Below are 20,426 nucleotides of genomic sequence, written 5' to 3' on the forward strand. Positions count from 1 at the left end.
TACGGCGGGCGGCTTTAGCCGCCCGTCCTCTTTAAGCCAGCGTCTTCGGCGTGACGAAGGCTTCAAGCCGGCCTGAGCCGGGTGCGATATCCGCCCAGCGCTCGCTATCGAAGGCGATGACCGCCAGCCCCGCCGTCGGATATTTCGTGCGCAATCGGCCGAGCGCCTCCGCCTCGCCCTGCGGCGCCAGAAGCGTCGCCAATTCCTCAAAACCCGGATTGTGCCCGATGACCAGAAGCGTCCCGCTCTCGTCCGGCGCCGCGTGAATGGCATCCAGAATGGCCGACGCCGCCGCCTCGTAGATCGACGGCACGGTGCGCGATGGGCAGGGCCTCGCAAAGGCCGGCGCGACCAGCGCCCAGGTCTCCTGCGTGCGGCGGGCGGATGATACCAGCGCGAAATCCGGCTCAAGGCCCGCGGTGGCCATATGGATACCCATGCGCGGGGCATCGCGGCGGCCCCGGTCGCCGAGCGGCCGGTCGTGATCCTCGACCCCATCCGGCCAGGCCGATTTTGCATGACGCAGGAGGAGAAGGCGTTTCATGGAAATCTCCTTCAAAAGAAAAGGCCGGGAGCATGCTCCCGGCCTTTTATCACAACGCCAATGCGGCCGTGATCATTTCCATTCGCGGATATCGACGAAGTGGCCGGCGATCGCGGCGGCAGCGGCCATGGCCGGCGACACGAGATGCGTGCGGCCCTTGAAGCCCTGGCGGCCCTCGAAGTTGCGGTTCGAGGTTGAGGCGCAGCGTTCGCCCGGCTTCAGGCGGTCGTCGTTCATGGCGAGGCACATGGAGCAGCCCGGCTCGCGCCAGTCGAAGCCGGCTTCCTTGAAGATCTTGTCGAGACCTTCGCGCTCCGCCTGTTCCTTCACGAGGCCGGAGCCCGGAACGATCATGGCGTCGACGGTGGAGGCGACCTTGCGGCCCTCGACGACGGCAGCGACGGCGCGCAGGTCCTCGATGCGGCCATTGGTGCAGGAGCCGATGAAGACGCGGTCGATGGCGATGTCGGTGATCTTGGTTTCCGGCTTCAGGCCCATATAGTCGAGCGCACGCCACTTGGAGGAGCGCTTCGTCTCGTCCTCAATCTCGTCCGGGTTCGGAACGACGCCCTGCACGGAGACGACATCTTCCGGCGAGGAACCCCAGGAAACGATCGGCGGCAGGTTGGCGGCATCGAGCACGACGACGCGGTCGAAATGCGCGCCTTCCTCGGTGTAGAGCGTCTTCCAGTATTCCAGCGCCATGTCCAGCGCCTTGCCCTTCGGCGCGCGCGGCTTGCCCTTGATGTATTCGAAGGTCTTTTCGTCCGGGGCGATGAGGCCGGCGCGCGCGCCGCCTTCGATCGTCATGTTGCAGATCGTCATGCGGCCTTCCATCGACAGCGCACGGATCGCCTCGCCCGCAAACTCGATGACGTGACCGGTGCCGCCGGCGGTGCCGATCTCGCCGATGATGGCGAGGATGATGTCCTTTGCAGTGACGCCCGGCGGAAGCGTCCCGTCGACGCGCACCAGCATGTTCTTCGCCTTCTTCTGGATCAGCGTCTGGGTGGCCAGAACGTGTTCCACTTCCGACGTGCCGATGCCGTGCGCCAGCGCGCCGAAGGCGCCGTGCGTGGAGGTGTGGCTGTCACCGCAGACGATGGTCATGCCCGGCAGCGTAAAGCCCTGCTCCGGGCCGACGATGTGCACGATGCCCTGGCGCACGTCCTTTTCGGAGTAATATTCGACGCCGAATTCCGCCGCATTGTTGGCGAGCGCCTCGACCTGGATGCGGCTTTCCTCGTTCTTGATGCCCTGGGCGCGATCCGGCGAGGTCGGCACGTTGTGGTCGACGACGGCGAGCGTCTTTTCCGGCGCGCGGACCTTGCGGCCGGCCATGCGCAAGCCTTCGAAGGCCTGCGGGCTCGTCACCTCGTGAACCAGGTGACGATCGATGTAGAGAAGACAGGTTCCGTCTTCCTGGCGGCTGACGATGTGATCGTCGAAAATCTTGTCATAGAGGGTACGGGGTGCACTCATGGCTCTTCATCCGCTTGGCATGTGTTGGGGTACTGGAAATCGGCGAGCGCAACGCTCGCAAGGATCGCAAGCGATCAGGCTAGGCGGCTGGTGAGCGCCCCGAAGACGCGCGCAAAGAAGCGTGCCGGCAGGCGCTTATGATCCTGCAGCACGACGACATGCTTTTCCGTGCATCCGAACTTGGATTCCATGGCCCGCATATAACGATTTTTGCGGCGCTCGGCAAGTTGCCGGCCGGCACCGCCGTTTACGCTCTTCCTAAAATTTCCCGTGCGCCTCCTTGCCGCAGCCCCGAATTTTTGACACTCGGTATACGTATCCGGCTAAGCGTCGGCTTGAGGGGACTTACATGAAGACGATTACCTGGCGCGACCGCGCGCGCTACCAGTTCGACAAGAGCATGGCGGCGGGGCCAATCGCGCTGATCGGCTGGCTTGCGGTCATCTCGCTGGTCGTCATCCTCGTCGCCGGCCTGTTCCTCGCCCTGACCGGCATCAAGCCGGATGGCGGCGAGCCCGTGTCCTTCATCGAAGGCGCCTGGGAATCGCTGATGCGCACCATGGATGCCGGCACGATGGGCGGCGATGTGGGCTGGAGCTTCCGCGGCGTCTCGCTCGCCGTCACCGTCGCGGGCATCTTCGTCTTCTCCGCGCTGATCGGCGTCTTGAGCTCCGGCCTCGACGAGAAGCTCGACGAGCTGCGCAAGGGCCGCTCGCATGTGCTGGAAAAGGACCACACGATCATCTTCAACTGGTCGCCCTCGATCTTCGACGTGATTTCCGAGCTGGTGATCGCCAACCAGAGCCGCCGCAACCCGCGCATCGTCATCATGGCCTCCAAGGACAAGGTGGAGATGGAGGACGAGATCGCCGACAAGATCGCGGACCTCGGCAACACCCGCATCATCTGCCGCAGCGGCGACCCGACCGACCTCTACGACGTCAACATCGTCAACCCGCAGGCCTCCCGCTCGATCATCGTGCTCTCGCCGGAGAGCGACTATGCGGATTCGCAGGTCATCAAGACCGTGCTGGCCCTGGTCAACGACCCGGAGCGGCGCAAGGAGCCCTACCGGATCGCCGCCGAGATCCGCGATGCCAAGAATGCCGAGGTCGCCCGCATCGTCGGCGGCTCCGAGCTGCAACTGGTGCTCGCCGACGAGCTGATCTCGCGCATCGTCGTCAGCTCCAGCCGGCAGGCCGGCCTTTCGGCCGTCTATACCGAACTGCTCGATTTCGACGGCTCGGAAATCTACGCCGTCGAGCAGCCGGCACTCACCGGAAAATCCTTCGGCAATGCGGTCATGGCCTATGACACGTCGACGCTGATCGGCATCTGCGACACCGACGGCGTCGTGCATCTCAACCCGCCGACGAACCGCATCATGCTGGCCGGCGAACGGGCGATCCTGATTGCCGAGGACGACGCGACGATCAAGCTCCGCACGGCCGAGTTCGAGGTCGACCGCGAGATCGTGCGCCCGCGCGTCAACCGCGAGCCGGGGCCGGAGCGCACGCTATTGCTCGGCTGGAACCGGCGCGGGCCGATCATCACGCAGGAACTGTCGCGCTACGTCGCGCCCGGCTCGGAGCTGACGATCGCCGCCGACACGCCGGAATTCGAGGCGGATGTCGCCAAGCTCCAATTTATCAAGGAAAACCTCTCCGTTCGTTGCACCGTCATCGATACGTCGAACCGCGCGGCCCTCGATGCGCTCGACGTGCCCGCCTACGATCATGTGCTGGTGCTCGGCTACAGCGACCACATGGCCGCCCAGCCGGCCGATACGGCAACGCTCGTGACACTGTTGCAGCTTCGCAAGATCGCCGACGCCGCCAACCAGCATATCGGCATCGTCAGCGAGATGATCGACGTGCGCAACCGCAACCTCGCCGCCGTCACCCGCGCCGACGATTTCGTCGTCAGCAACAAGCTGGTGAGCCTCATGCTGGCGCAGGCCTCGGAAAACGAGCTGATGGCGCAGATCTTCGACGAACTGCTCGACGAGGACGGCTCGGAAATCTACATGCGCCCGGTGACCGACTATATCGCCATCGACCGGCCGGTGAATTTCTACACCGTCAACCTCGCGGCCCTCATCCGCGGCGAGGTGGCGCTCGGCTACAGCCACGCGAAACGGGCGGGCCACGACCCGCGCAACATGGGCGGCGTCGTGGTCAATCCGGCGAAGTCGGAAAAGGTGACTTTCGATCCCTCCGACCGCCTGATCATCCTTTCGCGCACGTAAAGCCTCACGTCCGCCGCAGCCGCTTTTCCAGGCCGCGCAGGCCGAGCGAAAGACCGATCGTCAGGATGAGATAGACATAGGCGACGATGGAATAGGTCTCGAAGAACCGGAAGGAGCCGGAGGCATAGACCTTGCCCATCTGCGTGATGTCGGCGACGCCGAGCACGGAGACGAGCGAGGAATCCTTGACCATCGCCACGAAATCATTGCCGAGCGGCGGCAGGATGACGCGCACCGCCTGCGGGAAGACGACGAGCCGGAAGCGCTGGAAGCGCGACAGGCCGAGCGCCTTGGCCGCCTCGATCTGCCCCTTGTCGACGGACTGGATGCCGGCGCGAAACACCTCGCCGATGAAGGCGGAATAGCCGATCATCAGCGCGATGATCGCCCGCCACATCAGCGACACGTCGCGCACCTGCATCGGCTCGATGAACCCGGCACTGACAAGCGGCGAGATCACCAGATTGACCAGCGCCACCAGCGCCGGCGCGCCGACGAACGCGATGTAGAACAGCAGCACGAGGATCGGCACGCCACGGATCACCTCCGTGTAGAAGCGCGCGACCTGGCGCAGCACCTTGCTGTCCGACAGCGCCATGAGCGCAAGGCCGAGGCCGGCCAGCGTGGCGAGCAGGAAGGCGACGAGAGTGACGAAGATCGTGACCCAGAGCCCCTTCAGCACGATGCCGAAGACCTGGGCGTAGAGATCATTGGCGACGATCACGCCGGCAAGCGCCAGCGCGATCACGGCAAGAACGACCAGCCACCAGGGATAGTCGCCCTTTGCCGCGTCAGAGGAAACGGGAGCCATGCGCCCGCTACTGACCCATCTTGTAGTCCAGGAACCACTTCTTGTTGAGCGCCTCCAGCGTGCCGTCGGCCGTCATCGCGGCAATCGCGGCATTGACTGGTGCGACGAGATCGGAGCCCTTCGGGAAGATGAAGCCGAAATCCTCCGTGCCGAGCGGCTCGCCGACGACCTTGAGCTTGCCGCCCGAGGCATCGACATAGCCCTTGGCCGCAACGCCGTCGGTCAAAACCAGATCGACGTCGCCGGCCTGGAGCGCCTGCACGGTCGCGCCAAAAGTCTCGAACAGCTTGATGCGCGGATTCTGCTCGTTGCCGTCGAGGATTTCGTAGACGGCGGTGTAGAAGGGCGAGGTGCCGGGCTGGGCGGCGACCAGGCCGTCCGTCAGCGCCGCGAAGGATTTGGCATCCTCGAAGCGGGCCTCGTCGCCACGCACCAGCATGAACTGCTGCGAGCGCATGTAGGGCGCGGAGAAGTCCACCTTCTCCTTGCGGTCGTCCTTGATGGTGATGCCGGTCATGCCGATGTTGTACTGGTTGTCGGAGACCGCCTGGATCATCGCGTCCCAGCTGGTGTTCTGGTACTCGACCTTGAAGTTCAGCCGCTTGGCGATCTCGTTCATCGCGTCATATTCCCAGCCGATCTGCTCGCCGGTCTTCGGATCGACGAATTGCAGCGGCGGATAGGCGTTCTCCGTCACGACGACGACGGACTTGCCGCCGAGATCGGGCAGGTCCGCGGCGAAGGCGGCGGCGGGCATGAGGGCAGCGGCGGCAAGGCCTGCAAGGACGGCGCGGCGGGAAAACATCGGCTTCAAGCTCCTGGATTGTGGCGGCGGAACACTGTCACAGGAGCGGGCAGCGAGGCAAGCACGGCGCTTGTGCGCAACCGCCTTTCCCGAAAACAAAAAGCCGCCGGCCAGGGCCGACGGCTTCGATCAATGCGTGCAGCTGCCGGATTATTCGGCGGCGGCTTCTGCAGCCTTTGCGGCTTCGGCAGCTTCTGCTGCAGCGGCCTTCTCGGCGGCTTCTGCTGCGGCCTTTTCAGCGGCGAGCGCCTGTGCGGCTGCGACCTTCTCGGCTTCGAGACGGGCCTTTTCCTCGGCAACGGCGGCGCGCTCGGCGTCGTTCAGGTTGCGGGCGCGCGTGCCGGTGTTCTCGACGATACGAGCCGACTTGCCGCGACGATCGCGCAGGTAGTAGAGCTTGGCGCGACGGACCTTACCGCGGCGGACGACTTCGACGCCTTCGACGAGCGGCGAGTAAACCGGGAATACGCGCTCGACACCTTCGCCGTAGGAGATCTTGCGAACGGTGAAGCTCTCGTTGATGCCGCCACCCGAACGGGCGATGCACACGCCTTCATAGGCCTGTACGCGGGTACGCGAACCTTCCGTCACGCGGACGTTGACGCGGACGGTGTCGCCCGGGGAGAATTCCGGAAGCTGGCGCTTGGCTTCGATCTTCGCTGCCTGTTCGGCTTCGAGCTGCTGGATGATGTTCATCGGTCTAACCTTCTGGTTTTTCTGAAACAGCCAGAGCGCTCGACGGTCACCTTACAAGGTCATGCCTCTAAGGTTAGCCCGTTACCGGGCGGAGCGGATTCGCCATTCTTTGCTTGCAGGTCGGCTGGGTAATCCCAAATCCGTGCGGGCCAATACACCAATCGAACCTGCTTGTCATCCCCAAGGCCGAAAGAATCCGCCCGAAAGAGCCGGTTTTCGGCCCTTGCCCGCCTTTCACCGCCACGCTATCACGCGGGACAGGGAGAAGCGGCACGACCATTGCCGCCGGGAGTATCATGTCCATAGCCGATGCCATACTGCTTTTCGTCGCCGGATTCCTGTCCGGCGTGGTCAATGCCATTGCCGGCGGCGGCACCTTCCTCACCTTCGGCGCGATGACGCTGACCGGCCTGCCGCCGATCGTCGCCAACGCCACCTCCTCGATCACCCAGTTTCCGGGCTACGTCACCTCCTCGCTCGCCTATGCCAAGGAGATCCGGGCGGACTGGCGCGAGGCAGCGCTGCTCGGTGGCATCTCGCTCGTCGGCGGCCTTGCCGGCGCGCTGCTGCTGCTCTCGCTCGACAACCCGTCCTTCCGCGCGCTGGTGCCGTGGCTGCTGCTTGCCGCCACCATCATCTTCGCCGCCGGCCCCTATCTCAAGCCGAAGACGCTGCACGCCGAAACGCCGGTCTCGCCGCTCGGCTTCGTCGGGCAATTCCTGACCTCGATCTATGGCGGCTTCTTCGGCGCCGGCATGGGCATCATGATGCTCGCCGTGCTGGGCCTCACCAAGGGCGGCGACTACCACCGCCTCAATGCGCTGAAGAATTTCCTGGCCGTGGTGATCGCCGCGGTCGCGATCATCGTCTTCGCCAGCGGCGACGTGGTCGGCTGGCCGCAGGCCGCCGTCATGGTGCCGGCCGGCGCGCTTGGCGGCTGGTCCGGCGTGTGGGCGGCGCGGCGCGTGCCGCAACCGGTGATCCGCGGCCTGGTGGTCGCGGTCGGTGCGGCGCTGACGGTCTATTATTTCGTGACGGGCTGAGCGTCGAGTAAGTCCGGCCGGCGCTCGCGCGTCAGCTTTTCCGCCTCCTCGCGCCGCCATCGGTCGATGGCCGCGTGGTTGCCGGAGGTCAGCACGCCGGGGATTTCCTGCGCTTCCCAGACCTGCGGCCGCGTATAATGCGGATGCTCCAGCAAGCCGCCCTCGAAGCTCTCATGCTCGCCGGACAGCGCATTGCCCATGACGCCGGGCAGGATGCGCACGATCGCATCGAGCAGGATCATCGCCGCGGGTTCGCCGCCGGAAAGAATATAGTCGCCGATCGAAACCTCTTCGAGCTGCCGCCCGTCGATGACCCGCTGGTCGACACCCTCGAACCGGCCGCAGACCACGATGGCGCCCTCGCCGGCCGCAAGCTCGCGCACGCGCGCCTGCGTCAGCGGCCGGCCCCGCGGGCTCATCAGCAGGCGCGGGCGATTGTCCCCCTCGGAAGCGTGATCGATGGCGCGCGCCAAAACATCGGGCTTCAACACCATGCCCGCGCCGCCGCCCGCCGGCGTATCGTCGACAGTGCGGTGGCGGTCGGTGGTGAAATCGCGGATCTGCACGCAATCCAGCGCCCAGTCCCCGCGCGCCAAAGCCTTGCCGGAGAGCGACTGGCCGAGCAGGCCCGGAAACATTTCCGGATAGAGCGTCAATATGGTGGCGCGGAAAGCCACGTCATTCCCCGCCGTCTTCTTCAGGCGGACGGCGGCGCCGGCTGCCCGGCCCGTCCTTTTCCTCTTCTTCGAGGCCGGCCGCGATCGGATCGATCACCAGGCGCCCGCCATCAACGTCGATTTCCAGCACGGCTGCCTCGGAGAAGGGAATGAGCACCGGCCGCTTGCCGGGGCCCTTGAGTTCCAGCAGGTCGCCAGCGCCAAAATCGAAGATGCCCGTCACCGTGCCATGGCTGCGGCCCTCGGCATCGACGGCCTCCAGACCCTCGAGGTCGGCGTAGAAGAACTCGTCTTCGTCGAGCTCCTCGTCCGGCAGGTTGTCGCGCTCGATATAGAGGTCGGTGCCGTTCAGCGCTTCGGCGGCGTTGCGGTCGTTGATGCCGCGGAAGCGCACGACGACGACGTTCTTCGCCTCGCGCACCTCCAGCACCTCGAAGGCGCGGCCGTCATCCGTGTGGAGATGGCCGTAATCGCCGATCGCCGTCGGGTCGATGGTGTAGGATTTCACACGGACTTCGCCGCGCAGGCCCTGGGCCGCACCGACAGTGCCCATGAGGACGGGATTTTCCAGTTTCACCATGGTTGCTTCCGTGCGTTCCTTGAAACTTCAGCTGCGCGAAATCGCTTTACGATGTTCCGCGTCCCGCTCCAAACGAAAACGGGCGGCATGAAACACGCCGCCCGCTTCAAAAGAATGTCGCCGTCGATTATTCGGCGGCAGCAGCAGCGGCGTCTTCTTCCTTCTGCTTCTTCTCGGCAGCGCGCTCGAGCGCCTTCTTGCCGGGCTTTGCCTTTTCCGGGTTGCTGCGGGCTTCGCGCTTCACGACGCCGGCTTCGTCCAGGAAGCGCGCGACGCGGTCGGTCGCCTGGGCGCCCTTGGAGAGCCATTCCTTGATGCGGTCGGCGTCGAGTTGCACGCGGTTGGCGTCGTCCTTGCCGAGCATCGGGTTCCACGAACCGACCTTTTCGAGGAAGCGGCCGTCACGCGGCGAACGGGCGTCGGCAACGACGATCTGGTAGTACGGACGCTTCTTGGAGCCACCGCGGGCGAGACGAATTTTCAGTGCCATGTCATTTCTCCTTGGATGTGGGTGACCGCCTGTTTCAGGCGGTATTCTGGTTTGCGCCGCTGTGTTCAGCGGCAATGGCTTCGTGGTGCCGGATCACCTCGTGGATGATGAAGTTCAGAAACTTCTCCGCGAAATCCGGATCCAGATTGGCATCCTTCGCCAGGCGGCGAAGGCGCTCGATCTGGTATTCCTCGCGCGCCGGGTCGGCCGGCGGCAGTTCATGCGTCGCCTTCAGCACGCCCACCGCCTGGGTGCAGCGGAAGCGCTCGGCGAGCATATGCACAAGGGCAGCATCGATATTGTCGATCGACTGCCGGTATTCTCCCAATTGCTGCTTGACCTTCGGATCGATCGTCATGCCTCAACCCCTCACTTCTTCTTCGGCAGGCCGGGAAGGCCCGGCAGGCCACCAAGACCCGGAAGACGCCCGCCGCCGAGGCCCGGAAGACCGCCGCCACCCAGGCCCGGCATGCTGCCAGGCTTGATGCCGGCCGCTTCCGCCTGCTTGGCGAGCGCTTCGAGCTGCTTCGGATCCATCTTCGACAGATCGGGCATGCCGCCCATGCCGCCGCCAAGGCCGCCGAGGCCCATCTTGCCGGCAAGGCCGCCCATCATCTGCTTCATCATGCCGCCGCCCTTCTTGCCGCCCATCATCTTCATCATGTCCGCCATCTGGCGGTGCATCTTCAGAAGCTTGTTGATGTCGGCCGCATCGGTGCCGGAACCGGCCGCGATGCGCTTCTTGCGGGAATGCTTGAGCAGGTCCGGATTGGCGCGCTCGGCCTTGGTCATCGAATTGATGATGGCGATCTGGCGGCCGAAAAGCTTGTCGTCGAGGCCGGCGGCGGACATCTTGTCCTTCATGCCGGCCATGCCGGGCATCAGCCCCATGATGCCACCCATGCCGCCCATCTTCTGCATCTGGCGCAGCTGGTCTGCGAGGTCGTTCAGGTCGAACTTGCCCTTGGCCATCTTGGCGGCCATGGCAGCCGCCTTTTCGGCGTCGATATTTTCCGCCGCCTTCTCGACGAGCGAAACGATGTCGCCCATGCCGAGGATGCGGTCGGCGACGCGGCGGGGATGGAACTCTTCCAGCTCGCCCATCTTTTCGCCGACGCCGATCAGCTTGATCGGCTTGCCGGTGACGGCGCGCATGGAAAGGGCCGCACCGCCGCGGCCGTCGCCGTCCATGCGGGTGAGCACGAGGCCGGTAATGCCGACGCGGTCGTCGAAATTGCGGGCGAGGTTGACGGCGTCCTGGCCGGTCAGCGCATCGGCGACGAGCAGGATTTCATGCGGATTGGACTTCCGCTTGATCTCCGCCATCTCGATCATCAGCGGCTCGTCGATATGGGTACGGCCGGCGGTATCGAGGATGACGACGTCATGGCCGCCGAGTTTTGCGGCCTGCACGGCGCGCGAGGCGATATCGGTCGGCGACTGGCCGGCGATGATCGGCAGCGTATCGATGCCCGCCTGGACGCCCAACTGGCGCAACTGCTCCTGCGCGGCCGGACGGCGCGTGTCGAGCGAGGCCATCAGGACCTTCTTCTTGTCGCGCGTCTTCAGCCGGTTGGCGATCTTGCCCGAGGTGGTGGTCTTGCCCGAGCCCTGGAGGCCGACCATCATGATGACCACGGGGGCGGCCGCATTGAGATCGATCGACACGCCCTCCGAGCCGAGCATCGAGATCAGCTCGTCATGCACGAGCTTGACGACCATCTGGCCGGGCTTGATCGACTTCAGGATTTCCGCGCCGACGGCCTTTTCGCGCACCGCATCGGTGAAGGAGCGCACCACTTCCAGCGCCACGTCCGCTTCGAGCAGCGCACGGCGGACCTCGCGCAGCGCCGCCGAGACATCGGCCTCGGAAAGCGCGCCACGGCCTGTCAGTCCATTCAGAATGGAGCCAAGGCGGTCCTGGAGTGTTTCAAACATCACGTCATCCTTCTTGTTTCCGCAAGTAGCGGAAACGTCGGTGCCATCGGTGACAAAAACAAGACGCAAAGCCAAAAAGCACCCGAGGGCGCATCGCGCTGTCGGGTGTTGACCTCCGGGATCTGTTTATACCGCTTTGGGTCCCGGTCGGTGGCTTCAAGTCGTCTCACTTGTCACAGATGGCGCGGCTTAAACCCCATCGGGGCCGGAAAGTCAAGGACATCGGGCAAATCCCGCCTCTCGTCACATTTCCGCGAGCCCGCGGCGACCCGTTGCAGCAAAGGGTGTGGACGCTTATCTTCCGTCAATGAACCGTCGCAAGTTTCTCAAATGGTCCGGTATAGGCGCCCTCACGATGCTCGCGGGTGGTGCGTTTGCGAGCCGCAGCCTGGCGGCGAACCGGTATTATGACGGCCCGGTCAGCGACCATTTCAACGGCACGCATTTCTTCAATCCGAACGGTGAGGAGCCGAACAATTTCTTCGAGCTGATGCGCTGGCAGTTCGGCGGCGGGCGCGCGGCCTGGCCCGCCGATTGGCCGAGCCCGTTTCCGCCGGCCGTGCCGGAAGCGCGTGTCGAGGGCGAACGCCTGGTCGTGACCATGGCGGGCCATGCGGCCCTGCTGATCCAGACGGCCGGGCTCAACATCCTGACCGATCCCGTCTGGAGCGACCGGGCAAGCCCCTTCTCCTTTGCCGGGCCGAAGCGCGTCAATCCGCCGGGCATCAAGCTCGCCGACCTGCCGAAGATCGACGTGGTGCTCGTCACGCACAATCATTACGACCATCTCGACCTCGCGACGCTGAAGGCGCTGGCCGAGCGTGACAATTGCCTGATCTTCACGCCGCTCGGCAATGACAGGATCATGGGACCGGTCGTCGGCGAAGGGCGCATCACGACCATGGACTGGGGCGGCAGCACGCCCCTGACGACTGACGTCACCCTCCATTGCGAGCCCTGCCACCACTGGTCGGCCCGCGGCCTCGGCGATCGCCGCATGGCGCTATGGTCCGCCTTCCTCATCGAAACGCCGGGCGGAAAGATCTACCATATCGGCGATACCGGCTTTCACCAGGGCATCAATTACCGGGCGGTCCGCGAGAAACACGGGCAAATCCGCCTAGCCAACCTGCCCTTCGGCGCCTACGAGCCACGCTGGTTCATGCGCCCGCAGCACCAGAACCCCGACGAGGCGGTGCAGGGCATGGCGGCATCGGGCGCCGCCTATGTGGCAGGCCACCATTGGGGCACGTTCCGGCTGACCAACGAAGGCGTGGACGAACCGCTGGCAGCACTCGAAACCGCCCTCGACGCAGCCGGCATCGCCCGCGAGCGCTTCCGCGCGCTGCGGCCCGGCGAGGTCTTCGAGGTTCCCGCCGCCACGGCCTGATGCAAGACACTGGAAATCCGCGGGCTTTTCCGCCATATAGCCCCCAAAGGGGCCTTTCGGCCCGAGACGGGCAGACGTGATGACAGAGACGGTCGATTTCGCGAAGATGAACGGGCTGGGAAACAAGATTCTGGTCGTGGACATGCGTGGCCGCGCCGATGTCGTGACGCCCGCCGCGGCCATCGCCCTCAACGCCGATCCCGCCACCCGCTTCGACCAGATCATGGCGGTCCACGACCCCAAGGTCGACGGCACCGATGCCTGGATCGACATCCTGAATTCGGACGGTTCGAAGGCGCAGGCCTGCGGCAACGGCACGCGCTGTGTCGTGCAGGCGCTCGCCGCCGAGACGGGCAAGAAAATTTTCACCTTCCAGACCGTCGCCGGCATCCTCAACGCCGTCGAGCATGAGGACGGCACGATCTCGGTGGACATGGGCAAGCCGATCTTCGAGTGGAACCGGATTCCGCTCGCCGAGGAATTCTACGACACCAGCCGCATCGAATTGCAGATCGGCCCGATCGACGCGCCGATCCTGCATTCGCCCTCCGTCGCCTCGATGGGCAACCCGCATGCGGTCTTCTGGGTCGACCGCGACGTGATGTCCTACGATCTCGAACGTTTCGGCCCGCTCCTCGAAAACCACCCGATGTTCCCCGAACGCGCCAACATCACGCTGGCGCAGGTCACCTCGCCCACCGCGATGACGACCCGCACCTGGGAGCGCGGCGCCGGGCTGACGCTCGCCTGCGGTTCCGCCGCCTGCGCTTCCGGTGTCAGTGGCGCGCGCACCGGCCGCACCGGCCGCAAGGTGGCCATCACCGTGGCCAGCAGCCCGAACCGCGGCACGTTGCAGATCGAATGGCGCGACGACGACCACGTCATCATGACCGGGCCCGCCGAATGGGAATGGTCCGGCACGCTCGACCCCGCGACCGGCGCCTTCCGCCGGGACGACGCCGAGGCGGCCGCCCTTTGAGCGGCGTCGAGGTCATAACCTTCGGCTGTCGGCTCAACACCTACGAATCGGAAGTGATGCGCGCGGAAGCCGAAAAGGCGGGGCTCAACAATGCCGTGCTGGTGAACACCTGCGCCGTCACCGGCGAGGCCGTGCGCCAGGCCCGCCAGGCGATCCGCCGCGCGCGCCGCAACAATCCGCATGCCCGCATCATCGTCACCGGCTGCGCCGCGCAGACGGAGAAGCACACCTTTGCCGAAATGCCGGAAGTCGACGCCGTGCTCGGCAACGAGGAGAAGCTGAAAAGCGCCGCCTATCGCGCGCTGCCGGATTTCGGCGTCTCGGCGGAAGAAAAGCTGCGCGTCAACGACATCATGAGCGTGCGCGAGACCGCGCCGCAGATGGTAAAACTCATCGACGGCCATGTGCGCGCCTTCGTACAGGTGCAGAATGGCTGCGACCACCGCTGCACCTTCTGCATCATCCCCTATGGCCGCGGCAATTCCCGCTCCGTGCCGATGGGCGCCGTCGTCGAGCAGGCGCGAAAACTCGTCGAGGGCGGTTATTCCGAAATCGTGCTGACCGGCGTGGACGCCACAAGCTATGGCGGCGACCTGCCGGGCAAGCCCAGCCTCGGCCAGCTCGCAAAGACGCTGCTAAAGCAGGTGCCGGAAATCAGCCGCCTGCGCCTCTCCTCGATCGACAGCATCGAGGCGGACGACCACCTCTGGGACCTGATCGCCGACGAGCCGCGCTTCATGCCGCACCTGCATCTCTCGCTCCAGCACGGCGACGACATGATCCTGAAGCGCATGAAGCGCCGCCATTCCAGCGCCGACGCCGTTGCCTTCTGCGAGCGCGTGAAAACCCTGCGTCCGGAGACAAGCTTCGGCGCCGACATGATCGCCGGCTTCCCGACGGAGACGGAAGAGATGTTCGCCAACGCCGCGCGGCACGCTGAGGATTGCGGCATCGCGCACCTGCACGTCTTCCCCTACAGCCCACGCGACGGCACCCCCGCCGCCCGCATGCCGCAGCTCGACCGGGCGCTGGTCAAGGAGCGCGCCGGCCGCCTGCGCGACACGGGAAAACGCCTGCACGAGGCCCATCTCGACGGGATGGTCGGCAGCACGCAGGAAATCCTGGTCGAGAACAATGGCCTCGCCCATACCGAGAATTTTACGCTCGTCGACGCCGCGGGTCTCAAGCCCCGTGCGCTTGTGCCGGTGACCATCACCGGCCACAATGGAAAACACCTGACGATGCGGCCAGCGATCCTTGCCGGCACCGCCTCCCTTCGCAACTAGCGGACACATTTCATGGCCTTCGGCTTCATCAAGAAGATTTTTACATTCGGAAAAGACACCGCCGCCGAACCCGAGACGGAGGCGCCGCTTGCCGAGCCGCAGGTCGTCGAGACGGTGCCGGAACCGGTTATCGAGACGCCGAAGACAGCCATCGCCGAAGAGCGCGATGCTCTGCTCGAAGAAGCGGAAGCCGCCAATCCAGAGGCGCCCCATCACGTCCCGGCCGAAGCCGAGCCGGATATCTATCCGCTGCCGCACGCCCCCGCACTGCCGGTCGCAGAAGACCCCGTCTCGCCGGCTGAAATCGAGACGGCCGGTGGGCCGGCCGATGACGACGTCGCTCCGCAAGCCGAGGCGATCGAGGAACAGGCTGCCGCGCCGGTAGAAGAGGTCATTGAGGAAGAGCCTGCGGCGCCGGAAGACGCGGCCGCGGAGCCGATCGCAGAAATCGTCGAGGAAGAACCCGCGGCAGCGCAAGACGAGATCGCCCCGGTGGAGGAAGCGCCCGCCGAAGCTGAGGACCCCGTGCTCGAAGAAGCGGCCCGCATCGAACCGAAGGCCGAAACGCCGGTCCTGCCGAAGGGTTTTGCCACCGCCGAGCGCACGCCGGTCGAGGCAGTCGTCGCACAGCAGCCGAAGCGCACCTGGTTCCAGCGCCTGCGCGAAGGCCTGTCGCGCACCTCCTCTCAGCTGACGGGCCAGATCACCAGCCTCTTCACCAAGCGCAAGCTCGATGACGCGACGTTGCAGGACCTCGAAGACCTGCTGATCCAGGCCGATCTCGGCGTGGAGACGGCGCTGCGCATCACCGATACGCTCGCCTCCGAGCGCTACGGCAAGGACGTGACCGGCACCGACGTCTCGCGCATCATGGCAAGCGAGATCACCAAGGTTTTGTCGCCGGTCGCCAAGCCGCTGGAACTCGACCTCAACCACAAGCCGCACGTCATCCTCGTCGTCGGCGTCAACGGCACCGGCAAGACGACGACGATCGGCAAGCTCGCCGCCAAACTCTCGGGTGCCGGCCTGAAGGTCATGCTCGCCGCCGGCGACACTTTTCGCGCGGCCGCCATCGAGCAGCTGAAAATCTGGGCGGAGCGCACCGGCTCCGACATCGTCTCCTCCAAACTCGGCGCCGATGCCGCAGGGCTTGCCTACGAGGCCTACGAACAGGCGAAGCTGAAGCAGAGCGACGTGCTGATCGTCGATACGGCCGGCCGTTTGCAGAACAAGACGGAGCTGATGGCGGAGCTGGAAAAGATCGTGCGCGTGCTCGGCAAGCTCGATCCGGACGCGCCGCACACCGTTCTCCAGACGCTCGACGCCACCACCGGGCAGAACGCGATGAACCAGGTCGAGATTTTCCGCAACGTCGCGGGCGTCACGGGCCTGATCATGACAAAATTGGACGGTACGGCCCGCGGCGGCATCCTTGTGGCGATTGCCGCCAAACACAAGCTGCCGGTCTATTTCATCGGTGTCGGCGAAGGGATCGACGATCTCGAACCCTTCGAGGCCAAGGATTTCGCGCAGGCGATCGCAGGAGTTGAAGCATGAGCAAGGCAACGCTGGAAGTGCCGGCCAAGGCCGAGGAGAAGGTCAGCCCCCTCCTCAAGATGGCACTCGAACTCGGCCCTCTTCTCGTCTTCTTTTTCGCGAACTTGCGCGGCGAGTGGCTGGCGAATACGTTCCCGGTTCTGTCAGTACTTGGTGGTCCGCTGTTCATAGCGAGCGGCCTTTTCATGGTCGCTACCGTCGTCTCACTCGTTGTCTCTAAGATCATCCTCGGGCATTTGCCTCTCATGCCTTTCGTCTCCGGCATCGTCGTCATCGTCTTCGGAGTGCTTGGTATCTGGCTGCAGGACGACCTGTTCTTCAAGATGAAGCCGACTATCGTCAACACGCTGTTCGGTATCGTTCTGCTGGGCGGAATCTTCTTCGGCAAGTCGCTGCTCGGCTATGTTTTCAACGCCGCCTTCAATCTCGACGAAGCCGGGTGGCGCAAGCTGACGATCCGCTGGGGTGTTTTCTTCCTTTTTCTCGCCGTTCTCAACGAGATCGTCTGGCGCGGCGCCGGTGCCTGGTATTTTCCCGATGCCAAGGCGGCCAATGATTTCTGGGTCGCCTTCAAGGTCTGGGGCACCATGCCCATCACCATCCTCTTCACGCTCTCGCAGATGCCGCTGATCATGCGCCACTCAATCGAGCCGCCGGAAGAGGGCAAGGCGCCCTGAGCGTCAGCTTGCAGGCGCGCCGAGCGCCTTCTCGATGGCCGGAAAGAGCCCGTTCTTGAGGCTGTTCTCGTCGAACGGGCCGACCTTCTTGTAGAGGATCGTGCCGTCCGGGCCGACGAGATAGGATTCCGGAATGCCGTAGACGCCCCAGTCGATCGCCATCTTGCCGACGGGATCGAGGCCGATGGCGGAGAACGGATTGCCAAGCTCGCCGAGGAAGCGCAGCGCGTTCTCGCTGCCATCCTTGTAGTTGACCCCCACGACATTGAGGCGCGGGTCCTTCGAGAGCGACAGGATGACCGGGTGCTCCTGCCGGCAGGGCACGCACCAGGACGCCCAGAAATTGACCAGCGTCAGCTTGCCCTTGGCACCCTCCGCCGTCAGCGCCGGCATCGGCAGACCATCCTTCACGGCGCCGGCGAGCGGTTCGAGATCACGCCACGGCGCCTTGGTACCGATCAGCGCGGAGGGGATCTCGGAAATGTCGCGGCCGGAATTGAGCTGCGTCCAGAAGATCAGCGCCAGGCCGAGGAAAATCGCCAGCGGCAATGCGGCGAGAACGACGCGCGTGCGGGTGCCCGTGCCTTCGGCATTGCTTTCCGTCTCGCTCATCGGGCGTCCTCGGTGCGCGCCGAGCGGCGCCGCACACCGGCTGCTTCCAGCCGCTCCAGTTCGCGATGGCGGCCGCGGTGATCGAGCCAGACCCAGAGGATCAGGCCGATGCTGACGGAGAAGGCGGCAATATAGGATGCGGTGACGTAAAAGGCGTGGCTCATGCGGCATCTCCCTCGCGGCCGGCGGCGCGCGCGGCATGGCGGCGCAGCACGGCGATGCGGCGGCGCAGGATTTCGTTGCGCATGGCGAGAATGTGCAGCGTGAAGAACAGCAGCGTGAAGGCGATAGCCATGACGAGCAGCGGACGAAGGAACTCGGCCGAGATCGTCGGGCCATCCAGGCGGATGACGCTCGCCGGCTGGTGCAGCGTGTTCCACCATTCCACGGAAAACTTGATGATCGGGATGTTGACGAAACCGACGAGGATCAGAACGGCGCTGACCTTGGCGGCCCGCGTCGGGTCGTCCATGGCGCGGTTGAGCGCGATCATGCCGAGATACATCAGGAACAGCACGAAGACGGAGGTGAGCCGGGCGTCCCACACCCACCACGTCCCCCACATCGGCTTGCCCCAAAGCGAGCCGGTTATAAGGGCGACGAGCGTAAAGCAGGCGCCGATGGGAGCGGCGGCCTTGGCGGAGACATCGGCCAACGGATGGCGCCAGACCAGCGTGCCGAGCGCGGAAAGCGCCATCACCGTGTAGCACATCATGGCAAGCCAGGCGGCCGGCACATGCACATACATGATGCGCACCGTCTCGCCCTGCTGGTAATCGCCCACCGTGGTGAAGGCAAGGTAGAGCCCGACCGCGAACAGACAGAGCGTCAGCCCGGCAAGCCAGGGCCAGACGATGGCGACCAGCGCCAGGAACCGCGTCGGGTTGGCGAGATCGCTGAATTTGCGGATGGCAAGGCTCGGTTCGCTCATGATGGTTCTTTAACGTGTCAGACCGGCATCTTCAATTGATCTGCCGCAATCACATTCGTGTCAGTCGCTCGAAAGCCGCAACGCCGCCGCCGCGGCAACCGGCCCGATGACGGCGAAGAGCAGGTTGAGGGCCACGAGAATGAGGAACGGCGGCAGGAAGGGCGCCGGCTCCTGGATCGCCGCATAGACCGCGCTGACGCCGAAAATCAGCACCGGGATGGCAAGAGGCAGCACGAGGATGGAGACAAGCAGCCCGCCGCGCGGCAGCGCCACGGCGATCGCCGCCCCCGCCGCGCCGATGAACGTGATGGCCGGCGTGCCCGCAAGCAGCGTCAACGTGGTGGCCGCGATCGCGGTCTCGTCCATGTTCATGAACAGGCCGAGCAGCGGCGCGGCAATGACGAGCGGCAGGCCGGTCGCGAGCCAATGGGCGATGCATTTGACGAACACCGTGAGCACCAGCGGCGTTTCCTGCATCAGGAGCAGGTCGAGCGAGCCGTCCTCGCGCTCGGCCTGGAACAGCCGGTCGAGGCCGAGCAGCGAGGCGAGCAGGGCGCCAATCCAGAGGATGGCCGGGCCGATGCGGGCGAGGAGATTGAGGTCCGGGCCGACGCCGAAGGGGATGACGGCGACCACCGTCATGAAGAAGAGGACGCCGATGAGCGCGCCGCCGCCGGCGCGGACGGAGAGTTTGAGGTCGCGGGCGAGGAGGGCGATCATGCCTGCATCCTCGTACGGGGTGGGCGTGGCTCACCCCCCTCTGCCCTGCCGGGCATCTCCCCCTCAAGGGGGGAGATCGAATCGTTGCAACGTCTCGCCAAACTCAGGCGAGGAAAACCAGGCAACCAGCGCGCTTCTTGCCAATCTCCCCCCTTGAGGGGGAGATGCCCGGCAGGGCAGAGGGGGGGCGCGAAGCGCATAGGCATCACCACACTGTCTCCGCCACGCCCGCAAACCCCGTCATCCGCAACTCCTTCACCCCATCCAGCCCCAGCGGCTGATGCGTCGCAGCAATCGCAATGCCGCCGCGGCCGAGATGCGCCATCACCAACCCCGCAAACATCGTCTCGGCCGCCACATCCAGTGCCGCCGTCGGCTCGTCGAGGATCCACACCGGCCGCCAGGCGACCAGCAGTTTGGCCATAGCCATGCGGCGCTGCTGGCCGGCGGAGAGATAGCCGAAGGGAAGATGCGCAATGCCACCGAGGCCGACTGATTCGACCGCCTCATCGACATCCACGCCCGCATCGCCGGGAAAATCGCCGAAGAAGTCCTTCCAGAAGGCCAGATTCTCGTCGACCGTAAGCTCGCGCTTCATCGCATTGCGATGGCCGAGATAGTGGCAGGCCTCGCCGAGACGTTCCACCGGGTGCGGTGCAGCAAGCAGCTTCGCCGTGCCGGATTCCGCTGGAAGCAGACCCGCCAGGACCCGCAACAGCGTCGACTTGCCGGACCCGTTCGGCCCCTTGACGACAAGCGCCTCGCCGCCGGCGATTTCGAAGGAAATATCTTGGAAAATCAGGTCCTCGCCGCGCGTGGCGCTCAATCCCTCGGCCACGAGCCGCATGGCTGTTCACTTTCCCTTTACGACCTTGGTCGCAACGCAAAAAAATTGTCCCGATTTGCCTATAAGCGCTCTGGAACGTTTGGTGGAAATTATCTATAACGCCCGCAACACGC

At 65.0% G+C, this 20,426-nt stretch carries 22 protein-coding genes; 7 read left to right on the forward strand and 15 right to left on the reverse strand.

Going from position 1 to position 20,426, the window contains the following annotated elements; all coding sequences use genetic code 11:
* Window positions 1-31: 31 nt before the first annotated feature.
* Both GB927_RS22845 and leuC read right to left on the reverse strand, forming a co-directional pair.
* The gene (locus GB927_RS22845) at window positions 32-544 is read right to left on the reverse strand and encodes a SixA phosphatase family protein (RefSeq protein WP_256119521.1); all 513 of its coding nucleotides are present in this window, start codon (window positions 542-544) and stop codon (window positions 32-34) included.
* 72 nt (window positions 545-616) lie between these two features.
* A complete protein-coding gene (leuC, locus tag GB927_RS22850) occupies window positions 617-2,026 on the reverse strand; it encodes a 3-isopropylmalate dehydratase large subunit (RefSeq protein WP_256119522.1) in 1,410 nt (469 codons plus the stop codon).
* A gap of 349 nt (window positions 2,027-2,375) precedes the next feature.
* Between leuC and GB927_RS22855 the strand changes: the two genes are divergently transcribed.
* On the forward strand, window positions 2,376-4,274 hold the full coding sequence (locus GB927_RS22855; RefSeq protein WP_256119523.1) for a CASTOR/POLLUX-related putative ion channel: 1,899 nt from the start codon (window positions 2,376-2,378) through the stop codon (window positions 4,272-4,274).
* A gap of 4 nt (window positions 4,275-4,278) precedes the next feature.
* Here GB927_RS22855 and GB927_RS22860 read toward each other — a convergent pair whose 3' ends face one another.
* From GB927_RS22860 to rplS, 3 genes are all read right to left on the reverse strand, one after another.
* The gene (locus GB927_RS22860) at window positions 4,279-5,085 is read right to left on the reverse strand and encodes an amino acid ABC transporter permease (RefSeq protein ID WP_256119524.1); all 807 of its coding nucleotides are present in this window, start codon (window positions 5,083-5,085) and stop codon (window positions 4,279-4,281) included.
* Between the two features lie 7 nt (window positions 5,086-5,092).
* Window positions 5,093-5,890: a transporter substrate-binding domain-containing protein gene (locus GB927_RS22865; protein ID WP_256119525.1), complete on the reverse strand. Its 798-nt coding sequence runs from the start codon at window positions 5,888-5,890 to the stop codon at window positions 5,093-5,095.
* Window positions 5,891-6,040: 150 nt separating this feature from the next.
* Window positions 6,041-6,586, reverse strand: coding sequence for a 50S ribosomal protein L19 (rplS, locus tag GB927_RS22870; RefSeq protein ID WP_256119526.1), 546 nt, complete (start codon window positions 6,584-6,586; stop codon window positions 6,041-6,043).
* Window positions 6,587-6,882: 296 nt separating this feature from the next.
* Here rplS and GB927_RS22875 point away from each other — a divergent pair, with 296 nt between their 5' ends.
* Complete coding sequence (locus GB927_RS22875; protein ID WP_256119527.1) at window positions 6,883-7,629, forward strand: sulfite exporter TauE/SafE family protein; 747 nt, start codon at window positions 6,883-6,885, stop codon at window positions 7,627-7,629.
* On the opposite strand, the gene trmD is transcribed toward GB927_RS22875, so the two are convergent.
* The 5 genes from trmD to ffh all read right to left on the reverse strand — a co-directional run bounded on the left by trmD (window position 7,611) and on the right by ffh (window position 11,314).
* Complete coding sequence (gene trmD / locus GB927_RS22880; protein ID WP_256119528.1) at window positions 7,611-8,306, reverse strand: tRNA (guanosine(37)-N1)-methyltransferase TrmD; 696 nt, start codon at window positions 8,304-8,306, stop codon at window positions 7,611-7,613. The genes GB927_RS22875 and trmD overlap by 19 nt on opposite strands.
* 1 nt (window position 8,307) lies before the next feature.
* Window positions 8,308-8,886, reverse strand: coding sequence for a ribosome maturation factor RimM (gene rimM / locus GB927_RS22885; RefSeq protein WP_256119529.1), 579 nt, complete (start codon window positions 8,884-8,886; stop codon window positions 8,308-8,310).
* A 127-nt stretch (window positions 8,887-9,013) separates the two neighbouring features.
* On the reverse strand, window positions 9,014-9,376 hold the full coding sequence (gene rpsP, locus GB927_RS22890) for a 30S ribosomal protein S16 (RefSeq protein ID WP_256119530.1): 363 nt from the start codon (window positions 9,374-9,376) through the stop codon (window positions 9,014-9,016).
* A gap of 34 nt (window positions 9,377-9,410) precedes the next feature.
* A complete protein-coding gene (locus GB927_RS22895) occupies window positions 9,411-9,734 on the reverse strand; it encodes a chorismate mutase (protein WP_133034523.1) in 324 nt (107 codons plus the stop codon).
* 11 nt (window positions 9,735-9,745) lie between these two features.
* Complete coding sequence (gene ffh / locus GB927_RS22900; RefSeq protein WP_256119531.1) at window positions 9,746-11,314, reverse strand: signal recognition particle protein; 1,569 nt, start codon at window positions 11,312-11,314, stop codon at window positions 9,746-9,748.
* Between the two features lie 307 nt (window positions 11,315-11,621).
* On the opposite strand from ffh, the gene GB927_RS22905 reads away from it, so the two are divergent.
* The 5 genes from GB927_RS22905 (at window position 11,622) to GB927_RS22925 (ending at window position 17,203) form a co-directional block, all read left to right on the forward strand.
* A complete protein-coding gene (locus GB927_RS22905) occupies window positions 11,622-12,704 on the forward strand; it encodes an MBL fold metallo-hydrolase (RefSeq protein ID WP_256119532.1) in 1,083 nt (360 codons plus the stop codon).
* A gap of 79 nt (window positions 12,705-12,783) precedes the next feature.
* Window positions 12,784-13,683 carry a diaminopimelate epimerase gene (gene dapF / locus GB927_RS22910; protein ID WP_256119533.1) on the forward strand — a complete coding sequence of 300 codons (900 nt, stop codon included), beginning with the start codon at window positions 12,784-12,786 and terminating at the stop codon, window positions 13,681-13,683.
* Window positions 13,680-14,969, forward strand: coding sequence for a tRNA (N(6)-L-threonylcarbamoyladenosine(37)-C(2))-methylthiotransferase MtaB (gene mtaB, locus GB927_RS22915; RefSeq protein ID WP_256119534.1), 1,290 nt, complete (start codon window positions 13,680-13,682; stop codon window positions 14,967-14,969). The genes dapF and mtaB overlap by 4 nt, the downstream gene beginning before the upstream one ends.
* A 12-nt stretch (window positions 14,970-14,981) precedes the next feature.
* The gene (gene ftsY / locus GB927_RS22920; RefSeq protein ID WP_256119535.1) at window positions 14,982-16,526 is read left to right on the forward strand and encodes a signal recognition particle-docking protein FtsY; all 1,545 of its coding nucleotides are present in this window, start codon (window positions 14,982-14,984) and stop codon (window positions 16,524-16,526) included.
* The gene (locus tag GB927_RS22925) at window positions 16,523-17,203 is read left to right on the forward strand and encodes a septation protein A (protein WP_256119536.1); all 681 of its coding nucleotides are present in this window, start codon (window positions 16,523-16,525) and stop codon (window positions 17,201-17,203) included. Before ftsY ends, GB927_RS22925 begins: the two co-directional genes overlap by 4 nt.
* A gap of 3 nt (window positions 17,204-17,206) precedes the next feature.
* On the opposite strand, the gene GB927_RS22930 is transcribed toward GB927_RS22925, so the two are convergent.
* From GB927_RS22930 to ccmA, 5 genes are all read right to left on the reverse strand, one after another.
* The gene (locus GB927_RS22930; RefSeq protein WP_256119537.1) at window positions 17,207-17,815 is read right to left on the reverse strand and encodes a DsbE family thiol:disulfide interchange protein; all 609 of its coding nucleotides are present in this window, start codon (window positions 17,813-17,815) and stop codon (window positions 17,207-17,209) included.
* The gene (gene ccmD, locus GB927_RS22935) at window positions 17,812-17,979 is read right to left on the reverse strand and encodes a heme exporter protein CcmD (protein ID WP_256119538.1); all 168 of its coding nucleotides are present in this window, start codon (window positions 17,977-17,979) and stop codon (window positions 17,812-17,814) included. Before ccmD ends, GB927_RS22930 begins: the two co-directional genes overlap by 4 nt.
* On the reverse strand, window positions 17,976-18,746 hold the full coding sequence (locus GB927_RS22940; protein WP_256119539.1) for a heme ABC transporter permease: 771 nt from the start codon (window positions 18,744-18,746) through the stop codon (window positions 17,976-17,978). The genes ccmD and GB927_RS22940 overlap by 4 nt, the downstream gene beginning before the upstream one ends.
* A gap of 60 nt (window positions 18,747-18,806) precedes the next feature.
* Window positions 18,807-19,466: a heme exporter protein CcmB gene (gene ccmB / locus GB927_RS22945; protein WP_256119540.1), complete on the reverse strand. Its 660-nt coding sequence runs from the start codon at window positions 19,464-19,466 to the stop codon at window positions 18,807-18,809.
* Between the two features lie 205 nt (window positions 19,467-19,671).
* Window positions 19,672-20,313 carry a heme ABC exporter ATP-binding protein CcmA gene (gene ccmA / locus GB927_RS22950; RefSeq protein ID WP_256119541.1) on the reverse strand — a complete coding sequence of 214 codons (642 nt, stop codon included), beginning with the start codon at window positions 20,311-20,313 and terminating at the stop codon, window positions 19,672-19,674.
* Between the last annotated feature and the right edge of the window lie 113 nt (window positions 20,314-20,426).

It is taken from the genome of Shinella lacus (genome assembly GCF_010994755.1).
GTDB classification, from domain to species: Bacteria; Pseudomonadota; Alphaproteobacteria; order Rhizobiales; family Rhizobiaceae; genus Shinella; species Shinella lacus.

Excerpts from the sequence above, each read along its gene's own strand:
- ccmB (WP_256119540.1), bottom strand. The coding sequence starts at position 19,466 with ATGATCGCCCTCCTCGCCCGCGACCTCAAACTCTCCGTCCGCGCCGGC.
- GB927_RS22925 (WP_256119536.1), top strand. The coding sequence starts at position 16,523 with ATGAGCAAGGCAACGCTGGAAGTGCCGGCCAAGGCCGAGGAGAAGGTC.
- GB927_RS22845 (WP_256119521.1), bottom strand. The coding sequence starts at position 544 with ATGAAACGCCTTCTCCTCCTGCGTCATGCAAAATCGGCCTGGCCGGAT.
- GB927_RS22865 (WP_256119525.1), bottom strand. The coding sequence starts at position 5,890 with ATGTTTTCCCGCCGCGCCGTCCTTGCAGGCCTTGCCGCCGCTGCCCTC.
- leuC (WP_256119522.1), bottom strand. The coding sequence starts at position 2,026 with ATGAGTGCACCCCGTACCCTCTATGACAAGATTTTCGACGATCACATC.
- GB927_RS22905 (WP_256119532.1), top strand. The coding sequence starts at position 11,622 with ATGAACCGTCGCAAGTTTCTCAAATGGTCCGGTATAGGCGCCCTCACG.
- ffh (WP_256119531.1), bottom strand. The coding sequence starts at position 11,314 with ATGTTTGAAACACTCCAGGACCGCCTTGGCTCCATTCTGAATGGACTG.
- ccmD (WP_256119538.1), bottom strand. The coding sequence starts at position 17,979 with ATGAGCCACGCCTTTTACGTCACCGCATCCTATATTGCCGCCTTCTCC.
- GB927_RS22895 (WP_133034523.1), bottom strand. The coding sequence starts at position 9,734 with ATGACGATCGATCCGAAGGTCAAGCAGCAATTGGGAGAATACCGGCAG.
- GB927_RS22940 (WP_256119539.1), bottom strand. The coding sequence starts at position 18,746 with ATGAGCGAACCGAGCCTTGCCATCCGCAAATTCAGCGATCTCGCCAAC.
- GB927_RS22930 (WP_256119537.1), bottom strand. The coding sequence starts at position 17,815 with ATGAGCGAGACGGAAAGCAATGCCGAAGGCACGGGCACCCGCACGCGC.
- GB927_RS22875 (WP_256119527.1), top strand. The coding sequence starts at position 6,883 with ATGTCCATAGCCGATGCCATACTGCTTTTCGTCGCCGGATTCCTGTCC.
- GB927_RS22860 (WP_256119524.1), bottom strand. The coding sequence starts at position 5,085 with ATGGCTCCCGTTTCCTCTGACGCGGCAAAGGGCGACTATCCCTGGTGG.
- GB927_RS22855 (WP_256119523.1), top strand. The coding sequence starts at position 2,376 with ATGAAGACGATTACCTGGCGCGACCGCGCGCGCTACCAGTTCGACAAG.
- rimM (WP_256119529.1), bottom strand. The coding sequence starts at position 8,886 with ATGGTGAAACTGGAAAATCCCGTCCTCATGGGCACTGTCGGTGCGGCC.
- rplS (WP_256119526.1), bottom strand. The coding sequence starts at position 6,586 with ATGAACATCATCCAGCAGCTCGAAGCCGAACAGGCAGCGAAGATCGAA.
- dapF (WP_256119533.1), top strand. The coding sequence starts at position 12,784 with ATGACAGAGACGGTCGATTTCGCGAAGATGAACGGGCTGGGAAACAAG.
- ftsY (WP_256119535.1), top strand. The coding sequence starts at position 14,982 with ATGGCCTTCGGCTTCATCAAGAAGATTTTTACATTCGGAAAAGACACC.
- ccmA (WP_256119541.1), bottom strand. The coding sequence starts at position 20,313 with ATGCGGCTCGTGGCCGAGGGATTGAGCGCCACGCGCGGCGAGGACCTG.
- rpsP (WP_256119530.1), bottom strand. The coding sequence starts at position 9,376 with ATGGCACTGAAAATTCGTCTCGCCCGCGGTGGCTCCAAGAAGCGTCCG.